Consider the following 11,654-nt stretch of genomic DNA (forward strand, 5'->3'; position numbering starts at 1 on the left):
CGGCCACACACTCGGGCAACTCCGGCTTGTGACGACCCGGTCACGCGGCCACCGTGGGCCGCGGGCCGCACGCGACGGCCTCATGAAAGGAACGTCCGATGGCTCTGCACACCCGACCGCAGCCGTCTCCGGTCAGCTGGGAGCAGGTACGTGTCCCCTCGCCCGGCGGCCCCGTCCCGGGGCTCGTCCTGAGGCCCGAGCGGGCACGGGCCGGCAGATGGCTGGTGTGGGCGCACGGCGGGAGCTGGCGCGCGGGTTCGGCCCTGGAGTGGTACCCGGCCACCGCCGACCTGGCGCGGGCCGCCGGCGTGACGGTGGTGAGCGTCGACTACCGGCTCACCCCGGCCGCCCGGCACCCGGACATGGTCCAGGACCTCCTCGCCGCCCTGGAGTGGGCGGCCGAGAGGGCCGGGCGGGAGCTCGCCGGGAACGGCGGCGCCGGCGAGGAGCCGGTGCTCGCCGTCGGCGGGGACAGCGCGGGCGGCACGCTCGCGGCGTCGGCCGCGCTCGCCCGCCGGGACCGGGGGCTGCCGCTGGCCGCCCAGGTCCTGGCGTACCCGCCGCTCGACCCGGCCTGCGAGGCGGACTCGTACCACCGGTACGCGGGGGCTTTCCCGTCGGCGGCGGCGATGGCCGGCGCCTGGCGGGAGTACCGGGCCCCCGGGGCGCCGGCCGCCGCCGACGGCACCCGCCTGTACAGCACGCCGTTCGAGGCCGACGGGCTCGGAGGGGTCGCTCCGGCGATCCTCGCCGTCGGCGAACTCGACCCGGTGGGCGACGACGTACGCCGCTACGCCGGGCTCCTCCGGGCGGCCGGTGTGCCGGTGACGCTGCGGGAGTTCCCGCGGACCGGGCACGGGGCGTTCCTGCGCCCCGTGGCGTCGGGCGCCTCGGCGGCGGAGCTGATCGGGACGGCGCTGCGCGCGTTCGTCGACGCCCGCTGAGCCCCGCCCCGGCCGGCCGTTCCCTGCCCGACCCTGCTCGACCTGCTCGCCCCTTCCCTTTCCCTCTCCTCTTCCCTCTCCTCCTCTACGACTTCTTGGGAGACTCGCCATGACCGCACCGTTCCCGCCCGCCGCCGTACCCGCCGCCGCCAACCTCGACGCGCTGCTGCGCCACTTCGCCGATCTGCGGGACGGCCGGCACGGCGACGCCGTCTCCCGGTCCGGCAAGGAGGAGCTGTTCCGTACGGCGGCCGGGCTCCTCGACCCGTACGCCCGCCAGGCGTTGACCGAGCTGAACGAGGAACTGCTCCTCGGCCAGGGCGTGGTGGCGGCGACCGGCGTGCAGCGCTCGGACGACGGCAGCCTGTTCCACGCGTGGACGCTGTCCTGGGCTGAGCAGCGCGACGGCGGGATCCCGCCGGTGACGCTGTACGCGCACTACGGGCGCGGCTTCCACCACCCGCACCTGCGCGGGGCGACGGTGTCGGAGTGGCCGATGAACGTCTTCGACGACGCGCAGGCCGCCGCCGAGCTGCCGACGCTGCGGGCCATCGCCGCCGCCGACCTCCACAACCTGGTCTTCGAGCGGGACTTCCGGATCGTGCCGGCGACGGTGTCCGGCGCCTCCGGCGTCCCGTCCGGCCACGCCGGCCACCAGCACTGAAGGGACAGGAGCCCACGTCATGACCTCCCTCCGACTCTCCGTCCTCGACCAGACGCCGGTCGGCGAGGACCAGTCGCCCGACGAGGCGCTGCGCGCCTCGCTCGCCCTGGCCTCCTCGGCCGAGCGGCTCGGGTACGTCCGCTACTGGGCGGCCGAGCACCACGGTTCGCCCGGCTTCGCCTCCAGCGCCCCCGAGATGCTGGCGGGCGCGGTCCTCGCCCGTACCTCGCACCTGCGGGTCGGCACCGGCGGGGTGCTGCTGCCGCGCTACGCGCCGACGAAGGTCGCCGAGGTGTTCGGGGTGCTCGCCTCGCTCCATCCGGGGCGGGTCGACCTCGGCCTCGGCCGGGCCGGCGGTCCGGCGCACGACTTCCCGGCGAAGGTCGCCGAACTGCTGGCCCTGCTGGGCGCCCGCGGCGGGCGGCGCCCGTACGGGGTGGTGCCGCAGGCCCCGGTGCCGCCGCGGGTGTGGCTGCTCGGCGCGGGCGGCGAGTCCGGCCGCCTGGCCGGGCGGCTCGGCACCGGGTACGCGTTCGGGCACTTCTTCTCCCCGCACGGCGGGCTGCGCGCCCTGGAGGGGTACCGGGCCGAGGCCCGGGAGTCCGGCGCCCGGACGGGCCGCGGGGTGCTCGCGGTGCGGGTGGTGGCGGCGGACACCGCCGAGCGGGCCGAGGAGCTGGCGCGGAGCCTGCTGCTGTGGCGGGCCCGCAAGGACCTGGGCCAGGACCGGCCGCTGCCGTCCCTGGCGACGGTGCGGGGCCACCGGTGGAGCGACGCCGAGCGCGGGCGGGCCGAGGTGCACCGTACGGCGCTGGTGTCCGGGGCCACCGAGCAGGTGGGCGCGAAGCTGGCTGAGCTGGCCGCGTCGCACGGCGTGGACGAGATCGTCGTCAACACGCTGACGGCGGACCCGGCCGACCGGGAGCGGTCCTACGCGCTGCTCGCGCAGTACTTCGGCCTCTCGGAGGAGGCCACCCGCGCGGCGCGGGCGGAGTCCGAGCCGGTGCCCGTGGGCTGATCCCCCTCCGCCGCACCCGGCGAAGAGCCCCGACCGGTGGTGTCCGGTCGGGGCTCTTCGCCGTGGCTGTGTGCGGGGGTCAGTGCTCGCGTGCGGCGCCGGCGCTGACGGGCTCGGGGGCGGGCGCCGGGGTCTCCGTGACGGGGGCGGCGGCCACGGCCGGGGCGGTACGGCGCTTGGAGCGGCCGAAGCGGGTCATGGCGGGCGCCTCGACGAAGCGGAAGAGGAGCCAGCCGCCGAGCAGGGAGGCGGCGAAGAAGCCGGCGATCACCAGGAGCGAGCCGCCGATGCCGTACGTGGTCTCGCCGAGCAGGGAGCGCAGGTAGAAGATCGTGACGCCCTGGACGAGGTAGAAGCCGAAGGAGACCTCGCCGAGCCAGACCATCGGGCGGCTGCGCAGGAAGGTGACGCGGCCGTCGACGTCGGAGGCGGCGGTGGTGGCGATGAGGGCGGCCACGGGGACGATGGTGGCGGCGACGAAGCCGTACTGGAAGGGCAGCAGCAGGGCGGCGGCGTAGCCGACGGCGGTGAGGGCGAGGGAGAGGCCGAAGCCGATGCGGCGCGGCCAGCGGCCGGCCAGGACGATCCGGGCGAGCAGGATGCCGAGGACGAACTCGAAGAGCCGGCCGGCGGGCAGCAGGTAGCCGAACCAGAACTGCAGGTCGGAGACGGGCGTGATGGCGGACTTCGGGGTGGCGGGCACCAGGTGGGTGGAGACGAGCTGGACGGCTATCGTGCCGGCGACCATCACCGCGCTCCAGAACCACAGAGCGCCGCCGCGGATCCTGCGGATCGGGACGATCAGCAGCGGGAAGAGCATGTAGAAGAGCAGCTCGCTGCCGAGGGACCAGCTCGGCGGGTTCACGCTGAGGTTGACGGCCGGCTGCGGGAACCAGGTGTGGACGAGCAGCAGGTTCGGCAGCCAGTTCGCGACGCTGGTGACGGCGGCGCCGGCGAACAGCAGCATCGAGGCGGCGAAGACCACCAGGTGGTTGGGGAAGATCTTGAGCAGCCGGCGGCGGAGGAAGGCGGTGACCCGCTCGCCGGGCCTGGACGCCCAGGCGAGGACGAAGCCGGAGAGGACGAAGAAGAAGGAGACGCCCAGGTAGCCGGCCTTGCTGAACGCGGTCTCGAAGGCGTTCGCGATCCCCTCGTCGGCGAAGGGGTTGATGGGGGCGTTGGGCGGGATGGGCGAGTCCATCAGGGACGAGTGGAAGAAGAAGACGAGGAGGGCGGCGAAGAACCGCAGGCCCGTCAGGGAGGGCAGTTTCGCCCGCTTCGCGGTGTCGGTGGACGGGGAGGTCGTGGAGGACACGGTGGGGTTCGCTCTCTCTTGGCTGACGGACGAGGGGGGGGGAGGGAGGGCCTTGCCGGGAGGGCCTGCGGGGCCGTCTGGGGGGTCCCGGGGCGATGGGGCGGCCCCGGGACCCGTGCGTCGTGCGCGGGGGTGCCTGCTACTGCTCGATCTGGTTGCGGTAGACCATGAGCTTCGCGTCCTTGGCCACGTAGTAGTTCTGGACGGAGTAGGCGATGGTGGCGAAGTCGAGCCGGCCGTCGCCGTTGAAGTCGGCGGTGGCGATGCGGGCCACGGACTCGTCGGAGACCCGCCACTTGGCCCAGACGCCGTTGGCCGCGTCGATCGCCTTGTAGTACATGACGCCCTGCCAGGGCCACGGGCCGCGCAGCGCGACGAGGAACTCCTCGTCGCCGTCGCCGTCGAAGTCGGCGCAGACGATCTGGTGGCCGGGGCCCTCGCCGTTCTCGTTGGGGTCGCCGAAGACGTCGAGGAGGACGCGGTTCCAGCCCTTGCCCTCGGCGTCCTTGGTGTAGACGGCGACGGTGTTGCCGTGGAAGGGCTCGATGGCGGCGACGTACGCCATCGGGTCGTCGCCGAGCCGGCCGGCGTTGAGGTCGCCGCTGCCGCGGAAGCCGGTCTGCTCGAACTGGGTGAGCTCGCCGGTGCCGATCAGCTCGCGGACCCACTCCTCGCGCCGCTCGTCGTAGTAGAGCCAGGTGACGCCCTCGTCGGAGGCGAGGAGGAGGGATTCGAGCTCGGAGCCGGGGATGAGGCCCTGCTTCTTCTCGGCGCCGTGGATCATGCGGAAGTGGCTGTCGTCGATGATCGTCATCGGCCACTCCTCGGCGGTCTGCACGTCGTCGGGCTCGGTGAAGAGGACGACCGGCAGGACGGCGTGCACGTCCTCCTTGGCGACGATCGGCAGGCCGATGATCTGGAGGCGGTCGGTGCGGGTGAAGTGTCCGGCGCGGAGGCGGTGCATGCCGGTGGCGCGGCCGACGTAGTGGCGCTTCCAGCGGGACTCGTCCTTGTCGGGCTGCCCGGGGTTCTCCAGCCAGTCGATCTTGCCGCCCTCGGTGTTGGCGTCGTGGATCGTGCCGATCGGGCCGTAGAGGTCGTAGCAGACGATGACGTCGGGCCGGCCGTTGCCGGTGACGTCGGCGAAGTCGGCGCCGACGGGCATCGTGATGCGGTCGGCGATCAGGCGCCGGGTCCACTCGCCGTCGTTGGCGTACCAGTAGATCTCGCCGAGGCGCAGGCCGTAGCCGAAGAGGTCCGGGCTGCCGTCGCCGTCGATGTCGGGCGCCTCCAGCCAGTAGCCGTCGCGGAGCTGGTCGGCGACGAGCTCGGGGGTGAAGCGGGGGACGCGCAGCCCGGGGGTGGTGGTGTTCTCGGTCATGGCGGTCGGTTCTCCTGGGTCGGGGGATCGGGGGAAGGGCGTGCGGGGTGGGGTGGTGCTCACGTCCGGGGTGCGCGGGGGACGGGGTGGTACTCGACGGCGAGCCATACGCAGTCGGTGTCGGCGTGGTACTGGTGGTACGGGTAGTGGTAGGTGCACTGCGGGCCGATGGCGCAGAACGGGTCCGGGGTGGTGTAGCCGGGACTCATGAGGACGTCCTGGTAGAGCGAGGCGTGGTCGCGGTCGCGGAAGCGCTGCATCCGGCCGAGGCCCTGGACCTGGGTGTGGACCTCGATGAAGTCGTGCTCGTTGTGGATGACGCAGTCGGTGCCGGCCGGCGCGAACCAGAGGTTGGCGCGGACGGTGAACTCCCGCAGGGAGACGGCGGTCTCGCGCTCCCCGAGGAGGTGCGCCGCGTCGAAGACGACGGTGCCGATCTCGTCCTGCGGGCTGCGGTAGAGCGGGGTGTCGCGGGGGAAGCCGCCCTGATCGCCGAGGAGGTCGGCGAGGTGGCCCCAGCCGGGGGCGTCCACCAGGGCGGCCTCGCCGACCTCCTCCCGCCCGGGGCGGAGCAGGATCAGGGTGTCGGCCCGCTCGACGCGGGTGTCGGCGAGGACGGTGGAGGTGAGGGCCGGGATCGTCTTGCGGGGCGTCTCGGCGACGGTCACCGCCGTCATGCTCGGGTTGACGACCATGGTGCGGCCCTCGATGAGGTAGTCCACGGCGTCGCGGACGAGCGTGGCGCGCAACTGCGGGGTGCCGAAGCTGAGTTCGCGCTCGGTGGTGGTCGTGGCCGCGGTGGTGTCCATGTCGGTGCGGTTCCTCTCGAAGGGGTCAGGTGCGGGCGAGGGCGGCCGTCCGGGCGTGTCCGGCGCCGAGGACCCCTCCGTGGGCGTCCGGGTGGCCGGCGGTGTGGCCGGGGTCGGTGACGGCCGTCGGGTCGAAGGGCTCGGGCGCGGGGCCGAGGCCGAAGTGGTGGGCGATGGCGGCGACGGTGCGGCCGGTGGCGCGGCCGTCGCCGTACGGGTTGGTCGCGTTGGCCATGCGGAGGTACGCGGCCGGGTCGCGGAGCAGTTCGAGGGTGTGGGCGACGATGCCCTCGGTGGCGGTGCCGACGAGCCGGGCGGTGCCGGCGGTCACGGCCTCGCCGCGTTCGGTGACGCTGCCGAGGACGAGGGTCGGCTTGCCGAGCGCCGGGCCCTCCTCCTGGCTGCCGCTGCTGTCGGAGACGATCAGGTCGGCGCGGGCCATCAGCTTGCAGAAGGCCAGGTACGGCAGCGGGTCGACGACGGTGATGTTCGGGTGGGCGCCGATGTGCGGCAGCAGGCCCTCGCGGACGGCCGGGTTGCGGTGCAGGGGGACGACGACCCGGGTGTCCGGCTCGTCGGCGATGCGGGCCAGGGCGCGGCCGATGGCGGGCAGGTGGGGCCAGGCCTCGCGCCGGTGGGCGGAGGCGAGGACGATCCTGCGGGGGTCGGTGTCGAGGTCGGCGAGGGCCGGGTGGCCGTAGTCGGCGGCCTGCCCGCAGGCCCAGCGGAGGGCGTCGATGACGGTGTTGCCGGTGACGGCGATGGTCGCCGGGTCGATGCCCTCGCCGCGCAGGTTGGCGGCGTTCCCGGGGGTGGGGGCCAGGTGGAGGGCGGCGATCTGGGCGACGAGCCGGCGGTTGCCCTCCTCGGGGAACGGCGAGCCGAGGGCGCCGCTGCGCAGCCCGGCCTCGACGTGGATGACGGGGACCCGCTGGTGGAAGCCGGCGAGGGCGCCGGCGAAGGTGGTGGCGGTGTCGCCGTGGACGAGGACGGCGTCGACGGCGGCGGAGCGGAACCAGTCCTCCAGGCCGCGCAGGGAGCGGTAGGTGACCTGGGAGAGGGTCTGCTTGGGGGCCATGACCTTGAGGTCGACGTCGGTGGTGAGGCCGAAGGCGTCGAGGGTCTCGTCGAGCATCTGGCGGTGCTGGCCGGTGGAGACGACGACCGGGGCGAAGCGGGGGTCGTCCTGGAGGGCGCGGATCACCGGCGCGAACTTGATGGCCTCCGGCCGGGTACCGAGGACTACGGCGAGGGAGCGCATGGGTTCCTTACTTCCTGTGGGGTGCGGACCTGGGCAGGCGGAACAGGGCTGGGCAGGGCGGAGCAGGGCAGCGCTGTGCAGGGGCGGGGAGGGGAGTGGTGCGGCCGGGGCGCTTGTTCAGCGGCTCTCGTGCGGCCTGGAATCAACTCTCCCCGGCGGCCGGGGAAGGGTCAACGGACGCCCGCCCCGCCTCGAACAGCACCTCGAACGGGGCGCTGGGCGGGGGTGTTCGACCCGGGGTCGGACGCCTCGGCCCCGCCGGCTCCGGACAACGCGAAAGCCCTGCGCCCGGGTTACCGGGCGCAGGGCTTCACCTGCGGTTTCTCAGGGTGTGAGGGCGCTCTGGGTCAGTCCCTCGCGGGCTTGACGGACATGGAGTGCCGGAAGTAGTCGGACGGGTCGTAGCGCCGCTTCACGCGCTGGAGACGCGGATAGTTGTCCTTGTAGTACAGGGTCTGCCAGGGCACGCCGGAGCGGTTGCGCCGCGGGTCGGCGACGTCGCGGTCCGGGTAGTTGATGTAGCAGCCGTCGGTGGAGTCGTCGATGAGCGGGACGCCGCCGGTGGGCGCGAAGAACTCCTCGTACAGCTCCCGCAGCCAGCCCAGGTAGAAGTCGTCCTCGCTCTCCTCCGACCAGAAGGTCTGGAAGCACATCTTGAAGATGGAGGAGCGCTGCGCGTTCGCGGTCGCGTCGGGGGCGACGGCGTTCACCTGCCCGCCGAAGGAGAACAGCACCAGCATGGTGTCCGGGTTGGTGAAGTCGGACCGGGTCATGTGCTTGTAGAGGGCGCTGAGTTGGTGGTCCGTGAAGTTCTTGCGCATGTACGCGGACTTGTGGCCGCCGCGTGAGGTGGGGTCGGTGATGACCGGGTTGTTGGTGCCGACGAGGCGGGTCGCCTGGAGCCAGGGCAGGGTGCGCGGTTCGGCGAGCTGCGGCATGGCGGGGAGTTCGCCGGTGGGCCGGGTGAGGGCCTGCGGGCGGATGCCGGTGCCGGCGGTGATGGCGGCCAGGTAGTCGTCGAGGAGCTCGCGGGCGTTCGGGACGGTGGCGTCGACCTGGGTGAACATGCCGAGGCTGCCGTGGGCCCTGGAGCTGACGTTGAAGAGGCTCGACAGGGCCTTGGAGGGCGAGTCGGGGGCGCTGTGGGCGGCGTGCCAGGCGCCGAAGTTCTTGAGGAGCCGGTTGAACCTGCGCTCGTCGAGCTGGTCCCAGGGGAAGTCGACGGCGCTGACGAGGACCGTGGACGGCGGGGATATCAGCTGGCGGGAGGGGTCGGTGCCGGTGGCGCCCGGCGAGCGGAACCAGTACTTGGTGACGAGGCCGAAGTTGCCGCCGCCGCCTCCGGTGTGGGCCCACCACAGGTCGCGGTGCGGGTCGTCCTCCTCGCGGGTGGCGACGACGGTCCGGACGCCTCCGCGGCCGTCGGTGACGACGACCTCGACGGCGTACAGGTGGTCGACGACCAGGCCGTGGGCGCGGGACAGCAGGCCGTACCCGCCGCCGGCTATGTGGCCGCCGGCGCCGACGCTGTAGCAGATGCCGCCGGGGATGGTGACGCCCCAGCCCTTGTAGAGGGCCTCGTACACGTTGAGGAGGCGGGCGCCCGGTTCGACGGTGAAGGCCCGCATCCGGGGGTCGTAGCCGACGTGCGTCATCTCGGAGAAGTCGAGGATGACCTCGGCGTCCGGGTGGACCGCGAAGTCGGCGAAGCAGTGCCCGCCGCTGCGGACCGAGACCCGCTTGCCGGCCCGGACGGCGTCCTTGAGGGCGCGCTCGGCGTCCGCGCTGGAGCGGATCATGCGGATGTAGTCGGGCCGGGCGACGAACCGCTGGTTGTTGCCGGTGGTCAGCTCGGCGTACCGGGGGTCGCCGGGGCGGACGGTGGAGCCGGTGGCCGCCGCGGCGGATGCGGCGTCCGCGGCTCCCGTGGCCGCGGCGGCGCTCGGGACGGCGAGGGCGCCGGTCACGGCGGCGGCGCCCACGACGGCGGCGCCGCTGGTGAGCACGGTACGGCGGCCGGGTCCCTGGTCGGATCGGATAGCAGGCATGGGTCTGCCTCAACTCCTCGGTGAAGGTGGTGTGGTGGCGCCCTGACGCGGCGCCGGAAGGGCGGAGTCCAGAGGGAGGACGGAGTCCAGAGGGAGGGCCGCCCGCGACTTCGCCGCCCTGCGGCGGTCGTGGCGGCCCGAGAGCAGTGCGGTGCCGAGACCGGCGGTGGCGAGCCCCGCGCCGATCCAGGTCGGCGCGGTCCAGCCCAGGCCGTGGTCGACGGCGAGGCCGCCGAGCCAGGCGCCGAGGGCGTTGCCGAGGTTGAACGCCGCGATGTTGGCGGCGGAGGCCAGCGCCGGCGCGCCCTCGGCCTGCTGCATCACCCGGGCCTGGAGCGGCGGTACGGTCGCGAAGCCGACGGCGCCGAAGACGGCCAGGGTCACGGCGGCGGGCAGCGGCGCGCGGGCGGTGAACGTGAAGACGACCAGGACCAGGGCGAGCGCGCCGAGGATCACGTACAGGCTGGGCATCAGGGTCCGGTCGGCGGCCTTGCCGCCCAGGACGTTGCCGACGCAGAGCCCGGCGCCGAAGAGGACGAGCAGCCAGGCGACGGCCCCGTCGGAGAAGCCCGCCAGCTCGGTCATCATCGGCGCCAGGTACGTGAACGAGGCGAAGACCGCGCCGAAGCCGAGCATCGTCGTCAGCAGCGCCAGCCACACCTGCGGCCGGGCGAAGACGGCGAGCTCCCCGCGGAGCGACGCACCGGGCGGGCGCGGCTGCGCCGGGACGAGCGCGATGATCCCGAGCAGTCCGACGACACCGAAGGCGGTCACCGCCCAGAAGGTGGAACGCCAGCCGAACTGCTGCCCCAGGAAGGTGCCGAGGGGCACGCCGAGCACGTTGGCGAGGGTGAGACCGGTGAACATCAGGGCGATGGCCCCGGCCTTGCGGTCGGGCGCGACGAGGTCGGCGGCGACGACCGACCCGATGCCGAAGAACGCGCCGTGGGTGAGGGAGGCGATCAGCCGGCCGCCCATGAGGGCGCCGTAGTCGCCGGCGAGCGCGCAGAGCAGGTTGCCGGCGATGAAGACGCCCATCAGGACCACGAGCATCGTCTTGCGGGGCAGCCGGTTCCCGGCGGCGGTCATCAGCGGGGCGCCGACGACCACGCCGAGCGCGTAGCCGGTGACGAGCATCCCGGCGGCCGGGATGGACACGGACAGGTCGCCGGCGACCTCCGGCAGCAGCCCGACGATGACGAACTCGGTGGTGCCGATGCCGAAGGCGCCGAGGGCGAGGGCGAGCAGGGCGAGAGGCATGGGGGTCGCCGTCAGATCTGCCGCAGGGCGCCGCCGTCGACGCTCCACTCGGCCCCGGTGACCTGCCCGGACAGCGGCGAAAGGAGCTGCGCGACGACCCGCGCCACGTCCTCGGACTCCCCGATACGACCCGTGGGCAGCCTGCGGACCTCGCGGACGAAGTGGTCGACGGCCGCGTCGGCCGGCAGCCCGAACCGCTCGCCGAGCTGCTCGGCGAAGCCGCCGGGAGCGTCGAAGAGAGCGGTACGGGTGGGACCGGGCGAGACCACGTTGGAACGCACCCCGCGCGGCCCGAACTCGGCGGCCAGCGACTTCGACACCGACAGCAGCGCCGTCTTGGCGGCGGCGTAGTCGACGATCGCCGGGTCCGGGAAGCGGGCGGCCTCGCTGGCGACGTGCACGACCGAGGCGGCGTCGGACTCCAGGAGCAGCGGCAGCGCGGCCCGGGTCACGCGGACCGCCGCGTACAGGTTGATCTCGAAGCTCGCGGCCCAGGCGTCGTCGTCGACGTCGAGGAAGCCGGTACGGGAGACGAGCGCGCCGGCGTTGTTGACCAGCCCGTCGAGCCGCCCGTGCAGCTCACGGACCCGGTCGACGACGTACCGGGCGGCGGCGGGGTCGGTGAGGTCGGCGGCGACGGTGTCGATGCCGTCGGAGGTGTCCGGGGTCCAGGGCTTGCGGGCGACGCCGACCACGGTGGCGCCCTCGGCGGCCAGCAGTCGCGCGGTGGCCGCGCCGATCCCGGACGAGGCGCCGGTGACGAGGTAGACGCGGTCGTGGATACGCAGGTCCATCAGGGGTTCCTCGGAGAGGTGTCGGAGGGGTGCCGGAGAGATGCCGGAGATGCCGGAGATGCCGGAGAGGTGTGCGACAGGGGAAGCGGCCGGGTGCGGTCGGCGGGGGATGGCGACCGCACCCGGCCGCGGCTCGGGAAGAGCCCTCAGACCGCGCTCT

General features: G+C 73.7%; 10 protein-coding genes. 3 read left to right on the forward strand and 7 right to left on the reverse strand.

Features of this window, described 5'->3' with window-relative positions; translation table 11 throughout:
• The first annotated feature begins 98 nt into the window (after window positions 1-98).
• The 3 genes from HHL19_RS36640 (at window position 99) to HHL19_RS36650 (ending at window position 2,626) form a co-directional block, all read left to right on the forward strand.
• The gene (locus HHL19_RS36640; RefSeq protein ID WP_169094753.1) at window positions 99-944 is read left to right on the forward strand and encodes an alpha/beta hydrolase; all 846 of its coding nucleotides are present in this window, start codon (window positions 99-101) and stop codon (window positions 942-944) included.
• A 109-nt stretch (window positions 945-1,053) separates the two neighbouring features.
• A complete protein-coding gene (locus tag HHL19_RS36645) occupies window positions 1,054-1,608 on the forward strand; it encodes a hypothetical protein (RefSeq protein ID WP_169094754.1) in 555 nt (184 codons plus the stop codon).
• Window positions 1,609-1,627: 19 nt separating this feature from the next.
• Window positions 1,628-2,626, forward strand: coding sequence for an MsnO8 family LLM class oxidoreductase (locus tag HHL19_RS36650; RefSeq protein ID WP_169094755.1), 999 nt, complete (start codon window positions 1,628-1,630; stop codon window positions 2,624-2,626).
• A gap of 79 nt (window positions 2,627-2,705) precedes the next feature.
• On the opposite strand, the gene HHL19_RS36655 is transcribed toward HHL19_RS36650, so the two are convergent.
• The 7 genes from HHL19_RS36655 to HHL19_RS36685 form a co-directional block, all read right to left on the reverse strand.
• Entirely contained in the window at window positions 2,706-3,941 is a 1,236-nt protein-coding gene (locus HHL19_RS36655) for an acyltransferase (RefSeq protein WP_169094756.1), read from the reverse strand.
• Window positions 3,942-4,080: 139 nt separating this feature from the next.
• On the reverse strand, window positions 4,081-5,322 hold the full coding sequence (locus HHL19_RS36660) for a VCBS repeat-containing protein (protein WP_169094757.1): 1,242 nt from the start codon (window positions 5,320-5,322) through the stop codon (window positions 4,081-4,083).
• A 59-nt stretch (window positions 5,323-5,381) separates the two neighbouring features.
• Window positions 5,382-6,131, reverse strand: coding sequence for a hypothetical protein (locus tag HHL19_RS36665; RefSeq protein WP_169094758.1), 750 nt, complete (start codon window positions 6,129-6,131; stop codon window positions 5,382-5,384).
• A gap of 25 nt (window positions 6,132-6,156) precedes the next feature.
• On the reverse strand, window positions 6,157-7,392 hold the full coding sequence (wecB, locus tag HHL19_RS36670; protein WP_169094759.1) for a UDP-N-acetylglucosamine 2-epimerase (non-hydrolyzing): 1,236 nt from the start codon (window positions 7,390-7,392) through the stop codon (window positions 6,157-6,159).
• Between the two features lie 347 nt (window positions 7,393-7,739).
• Window positions 7,740-9,440: an FAD-binding protein gene (locus HHL19_RS36675; RefSeq protein WP_169094760.1), complete on the reverse strand. Its 1,701-nt coding sequence runs from the start codon at window positions 9,438-9,440 to the stop codon at window positions 7,740-7,742.
• Window positions 9,441-9,449: 9 nt separating this feature from the next.
• Complete coding sequence (locus tag HHL19_RS36680) at window positions 9,450-10,700, reverse strand: MFS transporter (protein WP_169094761.1); 1,251 nt, start codon at window positions 10,698-10,700, stop codon at window positions 9,450-9,452.
• An 11-nt stretch (window positions 10,701-10,711) separates the two neighbouring features.
• Complete coding sequence (locus tag HHL19_RS36685; protein ID WP_169094762.1) at window positions 10,712-11,494, reverse strand: SDR family oxidoreductase; 783 nt, start codon at window positions 11,492-11,494, stop codon at window positions 10,712-10,714.
• Between the last annotated feature and the right edge of the window lie 160 nt (window positions 11,495-11,654).

The sequence above is a fragment of the Streptomyces sp. R302 genome, assembly GCF_012927245.1.
In the GTDB taxonomy this organism is placed as follows: domain Bacteria; phylum Actinomycetota; class Actinomycetes; order Streptomycetales; family Streptomycetaceae; genus Streptomyces.